At 63.6% G+C, this 16,438-nt stretch carries 17 protein-coding genes; 10 read left to right on the forward strand and 7 right to left on the reverse strand.

The genetic code is table 11. From position 1 onward, the window contains the following. Window positions 1-48: 48 nt before the first annotated feature. Together purM and CTR2_RS21035 are read left to right on the forward strand one after the other, a co-directional pair. A complete protein-coding gene (purM, locus tag CTR2_RS21030; protein ID WP_034380447.1) occupies window positions 49-1,101 on the forward strand; it encodes a phosphoribosylformylglycinamidine cyclo-ligase in 1,053 nt (350 codons plus the stop codon). 37 nt (window positions 1,102-1,138) lie between these two features. Further along, complete coding sequence (locus CTR2_RS21035; RefSeq protein ID WP_087081267.1) at window positions 1,139-2,197, forward strand: AI-2E family transporter; 1,059 nt, start codon at window positions 1,139-1,141, stop codon at window positions 2,195-2,197. A gap of 24 nt (window positions 2,198-2,221) precedes the next feature. On the opposite strand, the gene CTR2_RS21040 is transcribed toward CTR2_RS21035, so the two are convergent. Together CTR2_RS21040 and murJ are read right to left on the reverse strand one after the other, a co-directional pair. Continuing rightward, window positions 2,222-3,070, reverse strand: a complete 849-nt coding sequence (locus CTR2_RS21040; RefSeq protein ID WP_087081265.1) for a SirB1 family protein — start codon at window positions 3,068-3,070, stop codon at window positions 2,222-2,224. A gap of 104 nt (window positions 3,071-3,174) precedes the next feature. After that, entirely contained in the window at window positions 3,175-4,740 is a 1,566-nt protein-coding gene (gene murJ, locus CTR2_RS21045) for a murein biosynthesis integral membrane protein MurJ (protein ID WP_087081263.1), read from the reverse strand. A gap of 234 nt (window positions 4,741-4,974) precedes the next feature. Here murJ and rpsT point away from each other — a divergent pair, with 234 nt between their 5' ends. The 3 genes from rpsT to CTR2_RS21060 all read left to right on the forward strand — a co-directional run bounded on the left by rpsT (window position 4,975) and on the right by CTR2_RS21060 (window position 8,774). Further along, window positions 4,975-5,268 carry a 30S ribosomal protein S20 gene (gene rpsT, locus CTR2_RS21050; protein ID WP_003052598.1) on the forward strand — a complete coding sequence of 98 codons (294 nt, stop codon included), beginning with the start codon at window positions 4,975-4,977 and terminating at the stop codon, window positions 5,266-5,268. A 324-nt stretch (window positions 5,269-5,592) separates the two neighbouring features. Further along, window positions 5,593-7,287, forward strand: a complete 1,695-nt coding sequence (gene mqo / locus CTR2_RS21055; protein WP_087081261.1) for a malate dehydrogenase (quinone) — start codon at window positions 5,593-5,595, stop codon at window positions 7,285-7,287. A 110-nt stretch (window positions 7,288-7,397) separates the two neighbouring features. Beyond that, window positions 7,398-8,774 (forward strand): MATE family efflux transporter, encoded by a 1,377-nt coding sequence (locus tag CTR2_RS21060; RefSeq protein WP_087081259.1) that lies wholly within the window; start codon window positions 7,398-7,400, stop codon window positions 8,772-8,774. A 79-nt stretch (window positions 8,775-8,853) separates the two neighbouring features. Here CTR2_RS21060 and CTR2_RS21065 read toward each other — a convergent pair whose 3' ends face one another. After that, window positions 8,854-9,180, reverse strand: coding sequence for a DUF3579 domain-containing protein (locus CTR2_RS21065; RefSeq protein ID WP_003052588.1), 327 nt, complete (start codon window positions 9,178-9,180; stop codon window positions 8,854-8,856). Window positions 9,181-9,416: 236 nt separating this feature from the next. On the opposite strand from CTR2_RS21065, the gene CTR2_RS21070 reads away from it, so the two are divergent. The 4 genes from CTR2_RS21070 (at window position 9,417) to CTR2_RS21085 (ending at window position 12,343) form a co-directional block, all read left to right on the forward strand. Next, window positions 9,417-10,613, forward strand: a complete 1,197-nt coding sequence (locus CTR2_RS21070; protein WP_087081257.1) for an aspartate aminotransferase family protein — start codon at window positions 9,417-9,419, stop codon at window positions 10,611-10,613. A gap of 18 nt (window positions 10,614-10,631) precedes the next feature. Beyond that, window positions 10,632-11,555, forward strand: a complete 924-nt coding sequence (argF, locus tag CTR2_RS21075) for an ornithine carbamoyltransferase (RefSeq protein ID WP_087081256.1) — start codon at window positions 10,632-10,634, stop codon at window positions 11,553-11,555. A gap of 38 nt (window positions 11,556-11,593) precedes the next feature. Further along, a complete protein-coding gene (locus tag CTR2_RS21080; RefSeq protein WP_003067103.1) occupies window positions 11,594-11,857 on the forward strand; it encodes a hypothetical protein in 264 nt (87 codons plus the stop codon). A gap of 120 nt (window positions 11,858-11,977) precedes the next feature. Then, on the forward strand, window positions 11,978-12,343 hold the full coding sequence (locus CTR2_RS21085; RefSeq protein WP_003078627.1) for a YkgJ family cysteine cluster protein: 366 nt from the start codon (window positions 11,978-11,980) through the stop codon (window positions 12,341-12,343). Window positions 12,344-12,496: 153 nt separating this feature from the next. Here the strand turns inward: CTR2_RS21085 and CTR2_RS21090 are convergent, their stop codons facing one another. Genes CTR2_RS21090 through CTR2_RS21100 form a run of 3 tightly spaced genes read right to left on the reverse strand, consistent with a single transcriptional unit; the run spans window position 12,497 to window position 14,968 of the window. After that, complete coding sequence (locus CTR2_RS21090) at window positions 12,497-12,691, reverse strand: hypothetical protein (protein WP_003078625.1); 195 nt, start codon at window positions 12,689-12,691, stop codon at window positions 12,497-12,499. A gap of 13 nt (window positions 12,692-12,704) precedes the next feature. Further along, the gene (feoB, locus tag CTR2_RS21095) at window positions 12,705-14,639 is read right to left on the reverse strand and encodes a ferrous iron transporter B (RefSeq protein WP_087081254.1); all 1,935 of its coding nucleotides are present in this window, start codon (window positions 14,637-14,639) and stop codon (window positions 12,705-12,707) included. Next, window positions 14,636-14,968, reverse strand: coding sequence for a FeoA family protein (locus tag CTR2_RS21100; RefSeq protein WP_087081252.1), 333 nt, complete (start codon window positions 14,966-14,968; stop codon window positions 14,636-14,638). Before CTR2_RS21100 ends, feoB begins: the two co-directional genes overlap by 4 nt. Window positions 14,969-15,225: 257 nt before the next feature. Between CTR2_RS21100 and CTR2_RS21105 the strand changes: the two genes are divergently transcribed. Next, complete coding sequence (locus CTR2_RS21105; RefSeq protein ID WP_087081250.1) at window positions 15,226-15,546, forward strand: YkgJ family cysteine cluster protein; 321 nt, start codon at window positions 15,226-15,228, stop codon at window positions 15,544-15,546. Window positions 15,547-15,567: 21 nt separating this feature from the next. On the opposite strand, the gene CTR2_RS21110 is transcribed toward CTR2_RS21105, so the two are convergent. Continuing rightward, window positions 15,568-16,299: a Stp1/IreP family PP2C-type Ser/Thr phosphatase gene (locus CTR2_RS21110; protein WP_087081249.1), complete on the reverse strand. Its 732-nt coding sequence runs from the start codon at window positions 16,297-16,299 to the stop codon at window positions 15,568-15,570. Between the last annotated feature and the right edge of the window lie 139 nt (window positions 16,300-16,438).

Raw genomic sequence — 16,438 nt, forward strand, 5'->3', positions numbered from 1 at the left:
AATCCCGGGGTTTCCGCCCAGCAGGGCGCCCCCGCACCGGATCCATCGATGAGCTCTTCCGCATCCTCCTCTACCCCCATTTCCTACAAAGACGCCGGTGTTGACATCGACGCAGGCGACGCCCTGGTCGAACGCATCAAGCCCCTGGCCAAGAAAACCATGCGCGAAGGCGTGATGGCCGGCATCGGCGGCTTCGGCGCCCTGTTCGAAGTGCCCAAGCGCTACAAGGAACCCGTGCTGGTGTCCGGCACCGACGGCGTGGGCACCAAGCTCAAGCTGGCTTTCGAGTGGAATATGCACGACACCGTGGGCATCGACCTGGTGGCCATGAGTGTGAACGATGTGCTGGTGCAGGGCGCCGAGCCCCTGTTCTTCCTCGATTACTTCGCCTGCGGCAAGCTGCATGTGGACACGGCCGCTGCCGTGGTGGGCGGTATCGCCAAGGGCTGCGAGCTGTCCGGCTGCGCGCTGATCGGTGGTGAAACCGCCGAGATGCCCGGCATGTACCCCGATGGCGAATACGATCTGGCCGGCTTTGCCGTCGGTGCGGTCGAAAAGTCCAAGATCCTCAGCGGCCAGAACGTCAAGCCCGGCGACGTGGTGCTGGGCCTGGCTTCGCACGGCGTGCACTCCAACGGCTTCTCCCTGGTGCGCAAGTGCATAGAGCGCGCCGAGGCCCAGGGCAGCGTGCCCGAGACTCTGGACGGCAAGCCCTTCAAGGCTGCCATCATGGAGCCCACCCGTTTGTATGTGAAGAACGTGCTGGCAGCACTGGACAAGCACCCCATCAAGGCCCTGGCCCACATCACCGGCGGCGGCCTGCTGGAAAACATCCCCCGCGTGCTGCCCGAAGGCACCGCTGCCCATCTGAAGGCTGGCAGCTGGCCCCAGACCGAGCTGTTCGCCTGGCTGCAAAAAACCGCCGGCATTGACGACATCGAGATGAACCGCACGTTCAACAACGGTATCGGCATGGTGGTTGTGGTGGCCGCTGAAGACGCAGAAGCCACGGCAGCCACACTGGCCGAGCTGGGCGAGAAGGTCTACAGCATCGGCGCCATCACGGAAATCGGCTCCGGCAAGCCCGTTGAAGTTCGCTAAGCAAATCTTCATCACAGCCCCTCTACCCCGAGCCTGAATGACGCAGCATTTGCCCGCCCCCATCACTACGCAACCGGGCCCTTCGCCCAAGGTCATATTGGCCAGTTACATATTGATGGGAGCAGCATTGCTGCTCGTCATGCATCAGGGAATACTCCCCGGCCTGCTGTGTGTGTGCGTAGGCTTCATGCTTACCCGCTCGCTGTCGCGCCTGCTGTCACGCGCCAACCCTCGCGCCTTTGCCAGCAACCAGCTGCCACGCTGGGCCCAGGTGGTTGCCACCACCATCGTGATTCTGGCACCGCTGGCCCTGCTCAGCGGCGCACTCTCCCAGACCCGAACCTATATCACCGAAGCCCCCGCCCAGTACAAGGAACTGCTGGACTATCTGGCGGCCACGGTGCTGGAGCTGCGAGAGAAACTACCTTCGGACATTGCCGATCAGCTGCCTGACGGCGCTCAGGAGATTCAAAGCAAGCTGGCCGGCTATCTGGCCGCCAAGGCCGGTGTGCTGGCCACGGCAGGCAGAGCCTGGCTCACTGGCTTGCTCTATGCCTATGTAGGCCTGATCATCGGCGCGCTGGCAGCCGTTCGCCCCATCGCCACGCGCCACCCGCCGCTGGTGCTGGCCCTGCAGCAGCGCATCGGTCACTTTGCCTTGGCCTTCAAGCAGATCGTGGCCGCCCAGTTCTGGATTGCAGCCTTCAACACGCTGCTGACGTCCGTCTTCCTGTTGGCCATATTGCCGATCTGGAAGCTGCAACTGCCTTACACCCCCGCGCTGATCACGCTGACTTTCATCGCCGGGCTGATCCCCATCGTCGGCAACTTGCTGTGCAATGCCGTGCTGACGCTGGTTGGCCTGTCCGTATCGCCCATAGCTGCTGCCGCCTGCCTGGGCTTCCTGATCCTGATTCACAAGGCTGAATACGTGATCAACGCCAAGGTAGTGGGAACACGCACGCATATGGGCGTATGGGAGCTGCTGGCCGTGATGTTTGTGGCCGAGTCCGTCTTCGGCCCCGCAGGTCTGGTGGCAGCGCCGCTGTTCTACGCCTATCTCAAGAAAGAGCTGGAAGCCGCACAACTGGTGTAAGCCAGCGGCTTGCCACCAAGGCGCTCAACCCGCCCGGCGCAGCCGGGCAATGGTTTTGGCGATGTAATCGGCCTCCTGTCCTTGCGCGGCAGGCGCATAACGCTCCAGATCCGATAGCGCTCTTTCAATCACTCCCCATTGGGCATACGCCATGCCGCGGTCCCGGAACAGCTCCTCGCGGCCGGGCTGCAGCAGGATCAGGCGATTGAGCACGGCCACCAGCATGGGCCAGTCTTTCTGGACCTGATGAATCTCCTGCAGATTGCGCAGCATGCGCGCCACGACATCGCGCGGATGAGCTGCCTGCAGATACAGCCCCAGCGGGGGCGCATCATCGGGTGTAATGCCGGCCTGATCGAGAAACGGCTGCAGGCGCTCTGCCAAGGCGCTTGCGGAGTAGGAGTCGCCGGTCAACGGATCCTGCACCACCTGCCCCTGCGGCAGCATGACCTTGACCAGAAAATGCCCTGGAAAGCCTATGCCTTCCACCGTCAGACCAATGCCGGCAGCCAGCTCCAGCCAGATCAGCGCCACGCTGATGGGAATGCCGCGCCTTGTCTGAAGCACATGGTGGATATAGCTGTTGGCGGGGTCGTAATAGTTGTTGAGGTTGCCGGCAAAGCCAAGCTCGCCATAGAAGAACTTGTTGAGCGCACTGAGCTTGCGCAAACCGTCCTCCTCGCCTGCCAGACGTTGCACCAAACGCACCTGCAGCCTGTCCAGCTCGGCCAGCACGGCCTGCAGGTCAAGATCAGGTTCGGCATCCTGAGCAATGCTGATGGCGGCTTCCATCAAGGCAAAGTTTTCATCACTCTGCACCAAAGACGCAAAATACTGCAGGGCCGTGGGGTACTCGTCTATCGTCCAGCTCATAGGCTGATTTGTAAGCCGCCTTGGCAGGTCATGCAAGCGAAATCCCCTTGATACGCCTGTAAAACCTGCGCTGACCGCTCACTTTTCCATGAGCAGCTCAAGCTTTAACGGCGCAGCAATTGACGCAGATTCAGGCCCGACAGCATCAGCACGCCAAAGTAAAGCACGGCGGCACCGACCATCATGACAGCCAGCAGACCTGCGCGCAGCAAGCCATTGCTGCGCAAGCCCACCCAGTCGAAGTGCTGACTGCCCCAGAGCAGCAGCACCGCCAGCAAGGCACTGGCCGCAATCACCTGCACGATGAACTTCAGCCAGCCCGCTCCGGGCTTGTAGGTGCCGCGGCGCAGCAGGCCGATGAGCAGCCAGGTCGCATTGACCAGCGCGGCCAGGCCGATGGACAGGGCCAGCCCGGTGTGCTTGAGCCAGGGCACCAGCACCAGATTGAGCAACTGCGTAATCACCAGCACCACGATCGCGATCTTCACGGGTGTGCGGATGTCCTGGCTGGCGTAGTAGCCGGGCGCCAGCACTTTGATGGCCACCAGACCCAGCAGGCCGGCGCCGTAGCCCATCAGCGCCAGGGCAATCTGCCCCACATCGCTGTCATGCAAGGCACCGCGATGGAACAGCGTGGCCACCAGCGGCGTGGCAAAGGTCAGCAGCCCCACGGCGCAGGGCACGGCCAGCAGCACCACCAGGCGCAGACCCCAGTCCAGCATATTGGAATAGCGCTCGCCGTCACCGGCCGCCTTGGCCGACGCCAGCTGCGGCGTCAGCACCACGCCCAGGGCCACGCCCAGCAAGGCTGTGGGAAACTCCATCAGCCGGTCGGCATAGAACAGCCAGGTCACGCTGCCGGGCGCCATATAGGAAGCGATCTGGGTGTTGATCATCAATGAAACCTGGGCCACGCCAACCCCCAGCAGCGCCGGCCCCATCAGCGTCAGGATACGGCGCACGCCCGCCTCGTCCCAGGCTGCGCGAATGGCCGCCGGCGAAAAGCCGATCCTGGGCATCAGCCCCATGGAGCGCAGCGCAGGAATCTGCACCGCCAGCTGCAGCACGCCGCCCAGCATCACGCCGCCAGCCATGGCGTAGATGGGCTCTATGCCCTGCTTCTCGAACCAGGGAGCTCCCAGCAGAGCCGCCACGATCATGCTGAGATTGAGCAGCACGGGCGTGGCCGCCGATACCGCGAACTTCTTCCAGGTATTGAGAATGCCTGCCGACAACGCCACCAGCGACATAAAACCGATATAGGGGAACATCCAGCGCGTCATCACCACGGCGGCGTGATAGCCGTCGGGCGACTGGCGCATGCCGCTGGCCAGCAGCCAGACCAGCAGCGGAGCGCCGATCACGCCCAGCACGCAGACCACCAGCAGCGCCCAGAACAGCAGGGTCGCGACATGGCTGATCAGGTGGCGCGTGGCCTCCTCGCCATCCCGGGTCTTGCTCGCGGCCAGCACCGGCACAAAGGCCTGACTGAAAGCACCCTCGGCGAACAGACGGCGAAAGAGATTGGGAATTCTGAAGGCGACATTGAAGGCATCGGTCAGCGCATTGGCGCCGAACATGGAGGCCATGAGCAGATCGCGTACCAGCCCCGAAACACGGGAGGCCAGCGTCAGAAGAGATACGGTGGAGGCGGCTTTGAACAGTGACACGCAGCGAAGTGTATGCGTTCATGCCAAGCGCTGCAGGCTGATTTGCGGCGCTTTTCACTCTGTAGCAATCCAGCGATCTCAAACCAGACACGGCCCAACACAGAGACATCGAGCAAGGGCCGCCCCGCCGCGAGGATGTCGTCCCCCTTAAAGGGGGAAGCGGCAAAGCCGCACAGGGGGTGATACAATCCACGGTTTTGCTGACATCATCCTCAGACACACAAGGAAATAATCATGGCAACTAAAGCCAAAAAGAACCCCCGCCTGGCTTCTGGCCGCAAGCGCGCCCGCCAGAACGTCAAGCTGAACGCTGCGAACACTTCGCTGCGTTCCAAGTACCGCACTGCTGTCAAGAATGTCGAGAAGGCTGTTGTGGCCGGCGACAAGACCAAGGCAGCTGAACTGTTTGCCAAGGCTCAGTCCGTGATCGACGCGATCGCTGACAAGGGCATCTTCCACAAGAACAAGGCAGCTCGTGATAAGAGCCGCCTGTCCGCCAAGGTCAAGACCCTGGCTCTGGCTGCTTAATACCAGCCTCCCTCAAGCACGGATGACTTCGGTCATCTGCCGTTTGTAACGGGTGCGCTGTCAGCAAAAACATCAAAACCGCCCTAGGGCGGTTTTTTTGTTGCCCGCGCTCGACAGTTGACTGCCTCATCAGCGCATGCGCAAACCGCCTCTCCTTTAGCACAAAGCGCCCTAATACGAATTGATTAGCGTCAGTTTTTGACTTCCCTAGGACAATCCCCAGGTCGGGGAGTCTCATGTCTTTTATAGGACTTGCCCCGTATCTTCGCAAAAAGCCTGCCGCCTGCCCGCAGGCTTTTTTGATAGTCAAGTCTAGAAAAAGTCATGAAAAAGTCGATCAAAGCAGGACTGGGAGCCGTCGCGGCCCTGGTCCTGGCCGCGCTGTTATTTTTGTTTTGGCCAATATTTCCTCGCTCCGTGCCCAAGGCCGAGAACGAGCAGCCCGTCGATGTGGTGATGGTAGGCGCCGGCGTGATGAGCACGACGCTGGCCACCTACCTGCAGGAGCTGCAGCCCGACTGGAAGATCGAGGTCTTCGAGCGCCTTGACGGCGTGGCCCTGGAAAGCTCCAACGGCTGGAACAACGCCGGCACCGGCCACTCCGGCTTTGCCGAGCTCAACTACACGCCCCAGCTGCCCGACGGCAGCGTGGAAACCAAGCGTGCCGTGGGCATTGCCGAGCAGTTCGAGGTGACGCGCCAGTTCTGGGCCCACCAGGTCGGCCGCGGCCACCTGCAGTCGCCCGAGACTTTCGTGAACGCCACGCCCCATATGAGCTTCGTCTGGGGCGATGACAACATTGCCTTCCTCAAGAAGCGCCAGCAAGCCCTGGTCCAGAATCCTCTGTTCTACGGCATGGAGTACTCCGAAGACCAGGCACAGATCAAGAAGTGGGCCCCGCTGATGATCGAAGGCCGTGACCCGGCCCAGAAGATCGCCGCCACCTACATGCCCCTGGGCACCGACGTGAACCATGGCGTCTGGACCGAGCAGCTGATGGCCTCGCTCCAGAAGGGCCCCAACTTCCAGCTGCACCTGCAAAGCGAAGTCACGGCCCTGCGCCAGAACGCCGACAAGACCTGGAACGTGACCGTGGCTGATCTGGCCAAGGGCGGCCAGGAAAAGACCGTCAAGGCCAAGTTCGTCTTCGTCGGTGCCGGCGGTGCCGCACTCAAGCTGCTGCAGGCCTCGGGCATCCCCGAATCCAAGAACTACGCCGGCTTCCCCGTGGGCGGCCAGTTCCTGGCCATCGAGAACCCCGAGCTGGCCAAGCGCCACGACGTCAAGGCCTATGGCATTGCGTCCACCGGCTCGCCCCCCATGTCCGTACCCCATCTGGACGCCCGTCAGCTCGACGGCAAGCCCGTGGTGCTGTTCGGCCCCTTCGCCCTGGCCACCACCAAGTTCCTCAAGAACGGCTCCTGGTGGGACCTGTTCTCCTCGGTCACCCATGACAATCTGATGGGCATGCTGCGCGTGGGCATCCACAACCTGGACCTGGTCCAGTACCTGATGCAGCAGGCCGAGCTGACCGACGCAGACCGTCAGGCCGTGCTGGCTCAGTACTTCCCCGAAGCCAAGCGCGAGGACTGGAAGCTCGTCACCGCCGGCCAGCGTGTGCAGATCATCAAGCGCGACCCTGAAAAAGGCGCCGTGCTGCAGTTCGGCACCGAAATCGTGGGTTCGGAAGACGGTAGCATCGCCGCCCTGCTGGGTGCCTCGCCCGGTGCCTCGACCGCACCCCACATCATGCTGAACCTGCTCAAGAAGTCCTTCCCCGAGCAGATGGCCAGCGCCGAGTGGAAGGCCCACATCCAGCAGATCGTGCCCTCCTACGGCCGCAAGATCAACGAGGATGCCGCCTATACCAACGAGATCCGCCGCATGACCAGCTCGGCCCTGAAGCTGCCCTATGTGGATGTCCCTGCCGATCTGGGCAAGAAGGCCGAAGCGGCTCCCGCACCTGCCGCAGCTCCTCAGAACCCCACCCAGCTGAACAAGGAAATGCAGGCGCTCTAAGCCCCGCTCTCCCCGCACCGGCCCGCCGGTGCCTGCCCCGCCGGCCCGTGCCGCGCGGGGCTTTTTCTTGCGGAGCCCGCCGCTTGAGGTTCCGCCACCTCCTTTTATCCATGCACCAGCCACTGACCCATGCACCGATAGGCCGCGCTCTGCTGCGGTTTTCCCTGCCTCTGTGGGGCGGCTATGTGCTGCAGTCGCTCAATACCTCGGTCAATGCCTTCTGGATCGGACGTCATCTGGGCGAGAGCGCACTGTCTGCGGCCGTGCATGCCAACAATCTGCTGTTCGCGCTGATCGCTCTGGTGTTCGGCATCAGCCAGGCCGCCAATCTGCTGGTGGCTCAGGCCGTGGGGGCGGGCCGCTGGGCCCTGGCCCGCCGCATCACGGGCACCAGTGCCAGCCTGTTTCTGGGCATGTCCCTGCTGATGGCCGCCCTGGGCTGGCCGCTGGCCGCCCCCATGCTGGGCGCGATGGGGGCCGAGCCTGCCACCGCCGCACTGGCCGTGGACTATCTGCGCGTGCTCTTTCTCGCGCTGCCGCCCATGCTGCTGCTGATCTTCGTGGCCGCCGTGCTGCGTGGCACAGGCGACAGTCGCACGCCTTTCGTGGCCCTGCTGGGCGTGGCCCTGGGCGATGCCCTGCTCAACCCCTTGTTCATCTTCGGCGCCGGCCCCCTGCCCGGCCTGGGCATGGCGGGCTCGGCACTGGCCACCCTGGTGGCCAACAGCCTCGGCCTTGCGGGCCTGCTGGCCTGGCTGCGCTGGCAGCGCCTGCCGCTGTGGGTAGGCTGGCGCCAGCGCCGCCATTGGCGGCCTGTGCCTGAGTTGCTGCGCTGCCTGGTCATCAAGGGCCTGCCCATGGGCCTGCAGATGCTGGTGCTCTCGCTCTCCCTGGTGCTGATGTTGGCCCTGATCAACACCCATGGCGCCCAGGTTTCGGCCGCCTACGGCGCGGCCCTGCAACTGTGGGCCTATGTCCAGATGCCGGCGATTGCCGTGGCCTCGGCCTGCACCACCATCGCAGCCCAGAACGTGGGCGCCGGCCACTGGCCGCGTGTGGCACGCACGGCGCGTGCCGGCGTGGCCTGCCACCTGCTGCTGACCGGCGCCTGCGTGACCCTGATCCTGGCCTGCGACCGATCCGTGCTGGCCCTGTTCCTGCCAGAGGGCAGCACGGCCCTGGAGCCTGCACGCCACCTCAACCGCATCGTGCTGGGCTCGTTCATGCTGCTGGGCGTGAGCAGCGTGCTGGCCGGCGTGGTGCGCTCCACGGGTGCGGTGCTGGCGCCCCTGGCCATCCTGGCCCTGACGCTCTGGGGCCTGCGCCTGCCCCTGGCCTGGGGGCTGCAGCCGCTGTGGGGGGAGGATGCGCTGTGGTGGAGCTTTCCGCTCAGCGCCCTGGCATCCATGCTGCTGTCCATCACCTACTACCGCTGGGGCCCGTGGCGCCGGTCACGGCTGCTGGACAGCCCGACAGAGCAGAGCTAGGCCCGCAGCGCACAGATACAAAAAAAGCTTCCCGTGGAAGCCTTTGTCGTTTGCGCGGCGCCTCTTGGCACCTGAAAAATCACTTCTTGCCGGCTGGCAGCTTGTCGGGCAGCAGGCAGGCCTCGGCCACTTGCAGATCGTTGTCCTTGGCGAAGTTCAGGCAGAAGTCCCAGGCCATGGGCTCGTAGTCACGCAGATCCCGGTTGATGACCACGCATTTGGTGCCGTTCATCACCGTGGGCACGCACCAGGGAGAGTAGCTCAGATGGCTTCCGGCGCAGGCTCCACCAGGGCGAAACTGACTCATGACACCGGCCAAGCGCTCGGCCCAGTCGCTGGGTCGAAAGGTTTTTCCGGCATGGGTCATACCCATGATGAACAGTTCTTTGCTGGAAGGGGTAACCATCAAATATTCGCCAAAAAGATCCGGCAACCAGGCGGGATCCCCGCCAACATGCCTAAACGAGCATTCTAACTCTTGTATAAGAGCCATGCTGTCAACCCCACAATGGCGTAGGTTGATTGCATGGCAGCGATGCGCAATCCGCAATGTTGGGGTTATCCGGGCACTCTAGAATCAAAGCTCTCATTTTTCAGGTGCCGCAGTGCACCGTTGACCTTCCTTCTCAGGAGATTCTTGCAATGACCGCTTTCATCGAGGCAGCTTCGCCCCACGTTATGCCCACTTACGGCCGCGTACCCATCGCGCTGGAGCGCGGCCAGGGCTGCCGCGTTTGGGACGTGAACGGCAAGGAATATCTGGATGCGCTGGGCGGCATCGCCGTCAACACCCTGGGGCACAACCACCCCAAGCTGGTGCCTGCCCTGCAAGAGCAGGTTGCCAAGCTGATCCACACCTCCAACTACTACCATGTGCCCGGCCAGGAAACCCTGGCCAAGCTGCTGACCGAGCGCTCGGGCATGACCAATGTGTTCTTCTGCAACACCGGCCTGGAAGCCAACGAGGCCGCGATCAAGATCGCCCGCAAATACGGCGTGGACAAGGGCATTGCCAAGCCCGAGATCGTGGTCTATGACCATGCTTTCCACGGCCGCTCCATCGCCACCATGAGCGCCACGGCCAACCCCAAGGTACGTAACGGCTTTGGCGATCTGCTCGCAGGCTTCACGCGCGTGCCCCCCAATGACTACGAAGCCCTGATCGACGCGACCGAAGGCAATCCCAATATCGTCGCCATCATGATGGAGCCCATCCAGGGCGAAGGCGGCCTGCACCCCATGCGCGCCGACTATCTCAAGAAGGTGCGCGAGCTGTGCGATGCCAATGGCTGGCTGCTGATCATGGACGAGGTGCAGGCCGGCATGGGCCGCACCGGCAAATGGTTTGCCCACCAATGGGCCGGGATCACCCCCGATGTGATGACCCTGGCCAAGGGCCTGGGCTCTGGCGTGCCCGTGGGTGCCGTGGTGGCGCACAAGGCCGCGGCCGAAGTGCTCAAGGCCGGCAACCATGGCTCCACCTTTGGCGGCAACCCGCTGTCCATGCGTGCCGGCGTGGAAACCATCCGCATCATGGAAGAAGACGGCCTGCTGGCTCATACCACGGAAGTGGGCGAATATCTGAAAGCTAAACTGCAGGCTGAACTGGGCAGCCTCGAAGGCTTCGTCGAAGTGCGCGGCCAGGGCCTGATGATTGGCGTGGAGCTGACCAAGCCCTGCGGCGAGCTGATTGGCCAGGCCGCAGAGGCCGGCCTGCTGCTGAGCGTGACCGCCGACACCGTGATTCGCCTGGTGCCACCGCTGATCCTGAGCAAGGCCGAAGCCGACGAAATCGTCGCCAGGCTCAAGCCCCTGGTTCAAGCTATTCTGGCTGCCTGATCCTCCAAGGAATTCCGCATGAAGCATTACCTGCAATTTAGCGACTTCACGGCAGATGAATACGACTACCTGCTGGAACGCGCCGCCCTGATCAAGAAAAAGTTCAAGGGTTACGAAAAGCACCATACGCTGACCGACCGCACCATGGCCATGATCTTCGAGAAGGCCAGCACGCGCACCCGCGTCAGCTTCGAGGCCGGCATGTACCAGCTCGGCGGCTCCGTGGTCCATCTGACCACGGGCGACAGTCAGCTGGGCCGTTCCGAGCCCATCGAGGACAGCGCACGCGTCATCAGCCGCATGACCGACCTGGTCATGATCCGCACCTTCGGTCAGGACAAGATAGCGCGCTTTGCCCAGTACTCGCGCGTGCCCGTCATCAACGGCCTGACCAACGAGTTCCACCCCTGTCAGATCCTGGCCGACATCTTCACCTTCATCGAGCACCGCGGCTCGATCAAGGGCAAGGTGGTAGCCTGGGTGGGCGACGGCAACAACATGGCCAACACCTGGCTGCAGGCCGCCGATCTGCTGGGCTTCACGGTCCATGTCAGCACGCCCGGCGGCTACGAGGTGGACGAACAGCTGGCCTTCAACGGCAAGCCCGTCAATCCCGGCTGCTACAAGGTGTTCAAGGACCCTCTCGAAGCCTGCAAGGGCGCCGACCTGGTCACCACCGATGTGTGGACCAGCATGGGCTACGAGGCCGAGAATGAAGCGCGCAAGAAGGCTTTTGCCGACTGGTGCGTGGACGCCGAGATGATGGCCTCGGCCAAGGCCGATGCCCTGTTCATGCACTGCCTGCCTGCCCACCGCGGCGAGGAAGTGGAGGCCGAAGTCATCGACGGGCCGCAATCCGTGGTCTGGGACGAGGCCGAAAATCGCATGCATGTGCAAAAGGCACTCATGGAGTACCTGCTGCTGGGTCGCCAGCCAGGCTGATTCGCCGCGTCCGGGCTCATCTGCATACCACCACACCCATGCACCTGAGCCACATCACATCCCCACACCGCCAGAGGGCCCTGCGCCAGCTGGCGGTGTTTCTGTTTCCGCTGCGCCCCACCCAGGGCGATGCGCGCTACGGCCAGCGCGGCGGCCTGCTGGCGCTGCGCCAGCCCCATATGGCACGCCACACGCGCGTGCCTTCCTTCTTCGGCCCGCGCAAATCCTTTGCCGCGCGCGTGCGTGCGCTCTATGTACGCATCCACACCTTCTATCTGAAGTTTCTTCAAGGCCATACCTAGTGGCCCGGCACCGGAGCCGGAGGCAGCCCTGCGCGCCGACTTCTCCTCCAGACCTCAAAAAGCCGTCCTTGCCCAAGGAGGACGGCGCGACCCCGATGCCTGAACCCTTGAAGAAACACGATGTCCGAATCCGTCCACCCCTGCCTGAACTGTGGCGCCTGCTGCCAGAACTACCGCGTCGAGTTTTCCATTTACGAGCTGCAATCCATGGGCGGCACCGTCCCCGATGAGCTGGCCCATGAAGTGCCCGGCAAGGGCAACCGCGCGCGCATGAACGGCACGGAACGTCACCCGGTGCGCTGCGTGGCGCTGCGCGAGCTGCCCGAGGTCGGCGCGGGCTGCATAGGCTGCGGCATCTACGAGCAGCGCTCGCGCCCCTGCCGCGACTTTCCGTTTGCCTCCTACGGCTGCCACGACACGCGCGAGAAATTCGGCCTGTCGGCACTGAGTGAGGAGGAAGTCCAGCCCTGGCTGGAAGCGGCCTGAGCTTTCGGCAAGCCCGCAAGCACTATCGCTACCAAATAAAAAGCTGCCTGCGCCTGTCAATCAAGAATCTCAGATGCAAAAGCATCTGAAATGCAGAGATGACAAGCGCAGGCAGCTATATTTTTAGCTGATGCGGTCTGGCTTCGCCTGTGTTCAGGCCTTGCGGGTATCCGAGCAGCTGTCGCCGCCACAGGCGCTGCAACCGCCGCAGCTGCCGCTCTTGGCCGCCGGCGCCAGCGAAGGATGAACCCGCGTCAGCCTGCGGCGCAGGCCGGCCGGCATGAAACGCCAGGTCAGCGACACGGCGGCCACCAGCACGATGGCGCCCACTATCAGTTCCTGCCACATAGACAATCCTTTCTCAGCCCCAGCCCAGGGCCACGGCGATGCGATAGGTCACGAAGCTGGCCAGATAGGCCAGAGCAAACAGATAGCCGGCCATCAGCAGCGGATAGCGCCAGCCATTGGTTTCGCGCTTGACCATGGCCAGCGTGGAGATGCACTGGGGCGCAAACACAAACCAGACCAGCAGCGACAGCGCGGTCGCCATCGACCAGCTGCTGGCGATCAGCGGGCTCAGCTGCTGGGCCATGGCGTCATCGCCCACGGCCGACAGCGCATACACCGTACCCAGCGCACCCACTGCCACCTCGCGCGCGGCCATGCCGGGCACCAGCGCAATGGCGATCTGCCAGTTGAAGCCGATGGGTGCCAGCACCACTTCCAGCGCACGGCCGATCTGGCCCGCGAAGCTGTAGCGGATCGCGCCCTCGGTCACGCCCTCGGGGGCGCCGGGGTAGCTGGAGAGGAACCACAACACGATGCTGACGGTCAGGATGATGCCGCCGACGCGGCGCAGGAAGATCATGGCCCGCTCGTACAGGCCCAGCACCAGGCTGCGCAGGCTGGGGATACGGTACGAAGGCAGCTCCATCAGCAGCGGCGTGCGGGTCTTGACCTTGGTGGCCAGCTTGCCCACCCAGGCCACGGCCATGGCGCTGGCAATGCCGCCCACATAGAGGGCAAACAGCACCAGGCCCTGCAGATTGAAGAAGCCGGCCACGGTCTGCTCGGGAATGAAGGCACCGATCAGCAGCGTGTACACGGGCAAGCGGGCCGAGCAGGTCATCAGCGGCGCGATCATGATGGTCAGCAGACGGTCACGCCAGCTGGAAATCGAACGCGTGGCCATGATGCCGGGCACGGCACAGGCAAAGCTGGACAGCAGCGGGATGAAGGAGCGTCCGGACAAGCCCACGCTGCCCATGATGCGGTCCAGCAAAAAGGCGGCGCGTGGCAGATAGCCCGAGTCTTCCAGCACCAGGATGAAGAAGAACAGAATCAGGATCTGAGGCAGAAAGACCACCACCGAGCCGGTGCCGGCGATCACGCCGTCGACCAGCAGGCTGCGCAGCACGCCATCGGGCATCACGCCATGCACCCACTGTCCGAAATCGCTGACCAGCCCTTCGATGCCGTCCATCAGCGGCTGGGCCCAGCTGAACACGGCCTGGAACATCAGGAACAGCGTCACCACCAGCAGCAGCGTGCCCCACAGCGGGTGCAGCACCACGGAATCGATGCGATCGTCACGCTGCGTGGGGGCCGCGGGTTCCTGCACGGTCAGGCGCATGATCTCGGCCACCTGCTGGTGCAGGGCCAGCAGCTGGGCGCGTGAATTGCTGCCCGTCACGGGCTTGAACTGGCCTTCGAGCGTCGGTGCCTTGAGTTGCCTGGCCTGCTCGCTGTCCAGCCAGGCCAGCAAATCCTTGGCACCGGACAGATGCACGCCCACGCTCTCCACCACGGGCACGCCCAGCAGCTCGCTGAGCCTGGCCTTGTCGATGACCAGTCCCTGACGGCGTGCCATATCGCTCATATTGAGCACCACCACCATAGGCAGGCCCAGGGCGCGTGCCTCCAGCACCAGACGCAGGTTCAGACGCAGATGGGTGGCATCGGTCACGCAGACCAGCAGCTCGGGCGGCGCTTCGCGCGGATGCTGGCCCTTGACGATGTCGCGCGTGATGCGCTCGTCCTCGCTGTGCGCATCCAGGCTGTAGGTGCCGGGCAGGTCCAGCACGCGCACGCGGCGCTTGCCGGGCGTGCTCAGCCAGCCTTCCTTGCGCTCCACGGTCACGCCCGCGTAGTTGGCCACCTTCTGGCGGGCGCCGGTCAGCAGATTGAACAGCGCCGTCTTGCCGCAATTCGGGTTGCCCAGCAGCGCGGCGCGCAGGGGAGCCTGCTCTGCGGCTTGAGGGCTCATCATGGTGATCTGGGATTCGCGCGCGTTCATGCTGCTGCCTCCAGTTGCACCAGCACCTGAGACGCCTCGTGGCGGCGCAGCGCAAACGTCGCCTGACCTATGCGCACGGCCAGCGGGTCGGGGCCGGGAAAACCGGTGGCGACGACGCGCACGGACTCGCCGGGCAGAAAGCCGATTTCCATGAGTCTGAGCAGCAGGCTTTCATCCTCGCCTTCGGAGGAAGCCAGATCCACCACCAGGGCTGGCTGATTCACCACCAGCTGGTCCAGCCCAATGACTGGCCCGGTTGCGGCAGCCGTGGCTGCAGCGCTGGAAGATGGCACGCCGGATTCGGACGCTTGAACAGAAAAAGCATTCATGGACGAAGTAACTGACACTGCCTCAGACCTCGCCGAGGGGGACTGCAAAGAACTCATAGCGCATTATTAATTGATTTTGATTCTCATTTTCCATTTACTGTAGGCGATTGGTGCACAACGGTGGCGAATTGGCACCAGCAGCATGGACTTTTGGGCGGGTATTGAGCGGCGCGGTTGACAAATCTGCGGCCCGGCACAACCAAAGGGTTTGCACAGCTGCGAAAATCGCCGCCCCACCGGAAAAATTCCGCCCTCCCATGACCCATCCCTGCCTTAGCTGCGGCGCCTGTTGCGCGTCCTTTCGTGTCGATTTTTCCGTGCACGAGTCCCAGGAGCATGGGGGCAGTGTCCCCGCAGGACTGGTTGAGGAAGTCACCGACTACACATGCCGCATGCGCGGCACGGACTGGGCCAGGCCACGCTGTGCAGCTCTGGTGGGCAAGGTGGGAGAGAAGGCGTACTGCGGCATTTATGAATGGCGCCCCTCCCCTTGCCGGGAATTTGCCGCGGGTTCGGACGCCTGCAACCGCGTGCGCCAGCGCCATCAGCTGCCTCTGCTGGAAAGCGGTCTGCTCTAAGAGTCCCGCCAGATACCAGGATCAGGCGTCCTGCTCGATCAGCACCACGCCGATATTGTCCTTGCCGCCTGCGGCATTGGCCGCCTCGATCAAGGCCTCCTGCAACCGCGCCAGCGGCAGGTTTTCATCGAACAAGGAGGCAAGGCTGGCGTCGCTCAGCATATCAGTCAGGCCGTCCGAACACAGCAAAATGCGGTCGCCCTGCTGCAGCAGCCAGTGGTTCAGCTCCGGCTCCACCTGGGGCATCACGCCGAGCGCTCGGGTCACCAGATGACCGTAGCGTGAGGTCCTGGCATCGGCCTCGCTGATCAGGCCGGCATCGATATCCTGCTGCACCAGCGAATGGTCGCGCGTCAGGCGCTGCAGCCGGCCCGCGCGCCAGGCATAGGCCCTGGAGTCGCCCAGATGGGCAATCAGCACCTCGTTCGCCAGCACCAGGGCGGCCACCACCGTGGTGCCCATGCCGCTGCAACCGGGCGTGGACTGTGCTGCGGCATAGATGGCCGTATTGGCCATGTGCAGGGCGTCCGTCAGCTCGCACTGCGCAGCCAGTATGGATTCATCGGCTGCCGGACCGTGCTGCACGCTGGTCGTGATCAGCTCCACGGCCATGACGCTGGCCACCTCGCCCGCGTTATAGCCGCCCATGCCATCGGCCAGCACGGCAACCGGCCAGGGCCTGGCCTGCGGCTCCAGACCCACCGAGTCTTCGTTATTGCTGCGCTGGCGACCCATGTCTGCACGGCCCACCATGCGTACGGCCGGCCAGACTCGGGATGGACTAGAAGCTGCTGCGGATGACATGGGAGATGGGACGGGGGTCAGGTTCGCGAAAGCATTCAAGCGTAACGCAAGTCAGCTTCGCTCTTTGTCTGAAAAAGACACCGTTTTG

Source organism: Comamonas thiooxydans, from assembly GCF_002157685.2.
Classification (GTDB): domain Bacteria; phylum Pseudomonadota; class Gammaproteobacteria; order Burkholderiales; family Burkholderiaceae_C; genus Comamonas; species Comamonas testosteroni_H.

Excerpts from the sequence above, each read along its gene's own strand:
- CTR2_RS21080 (WP_003067103.1), top strand. The coding sequence starts at position 11,594 with ATGCACCTGAGCCACATCACATCCCCACACCGCCAGAGGGCCCTGCGC.
- CTR2_RS21110 (WP_087081249.1), bottom strand. The coding sequence starts at position 16,299 with ATGGTGGGCCGTGCAGACATGGGTCGCCAGCGCAGCAATAACGAAGAC.
- feoB (WP_087081254.1), bottom strand. The coding sequence starts at position 14,639 with ATGAACGCGCGCGAATCCCAGATCACCATGATGAGCCCTCAAGCCGCA.
- purM (WP_034380447.1), top strand. The coding sequence starts at position 49 with ATGAGCTCTTCCGCATCCTCCTCTACCCCCATTTCCTACAAAGACGCC.
- CTR2_RS21065 (WP_003052588.1), bottom strand. The coding sequence starts at position 9,180 with ATGGTTACCCCTTCCAGCAAAGAACTGTTCATCATGGGTATGACCCAT.
- mqo (WP_087081261.1), top strand. The coding sequence starts at position 5,593 with ATGAAAAAGTCGATCAAAGCAGGACTGGGAGCCGTCGCGGCCCTGGTC.
- CTR2_RS21040 (WP_087081265.1), bottom strand. The coding sequence starts at position 3,070 with ATGAGCTGGACGATAGACGAGTACCCCACGGCCCTGCAGTATTTTGCG.
- rpsT (WP_003052598.1), top strand. The coding sequence starts at position 4,975 with ATGGCAACTAAAGCCAAAAAGAACCCCCGCCTGGCTTCTGGCCGCAAG.
- CTR2_RS21085 (WP_003078627.1), top strand. The coding sequence starts at position 11,978 with ATGTCCGAATCCGTCCACCCCTGCCTGAACTGTGGCGCCTGCTGCCAG.
- CTR2_RS21060 (WP_087081259.1), top strand. The coding sequence starts at position 7,398 with ATGCACCAGCCACTGACCCATGCACCGATAGGCCGCGCTCTGCTGCGG.
- CTR2_RS21035 (WP_087081267.1), top strand. The coding sequence starts at position 1,139 with ATGACGCAGCATTTGCCCGCCCCCATCACTACGCAACCGGGCCCTTCG.
- CTR2_RS21070 (WP_087081257.1), top strand. The coding sequence starts at position 9,417 with ATGACCGCTTTCATCGAGGCAGCTTCGCCCCACGTTATGCCCACTTAC.
- CTR2_RS21105 (WP_087081250.1), top strand. The coding sequence starts at position 15,226 with ATGACCCATCCCTGCCTTAGCTGCGGCGCCTGTTGCGCGTCCTTTCGT.
- CTR2_RS21100 (WP_087081252.1), bottom strand. The coding sequence starts at position 14,968 with ATGAATGCTTTTTCTGTTCAAGCGTCCGAATCCGGCGTGCCATCTTCC.
- CTR2_RS21090 (WP_003078625.1), bottom strand. The coding sequence starts at position 12,691 with ATGTGGCAGGAACTGATAGTGGGCGCCATCGTGCTGGTGGCCGCCGTG.
- argF (WP_087081256.1), top strand. The coding sequence starts at position 10,632 with ATGAAGCATTACCTGCAATTTAGCGACTTCACGGCAGATGAATACGAC.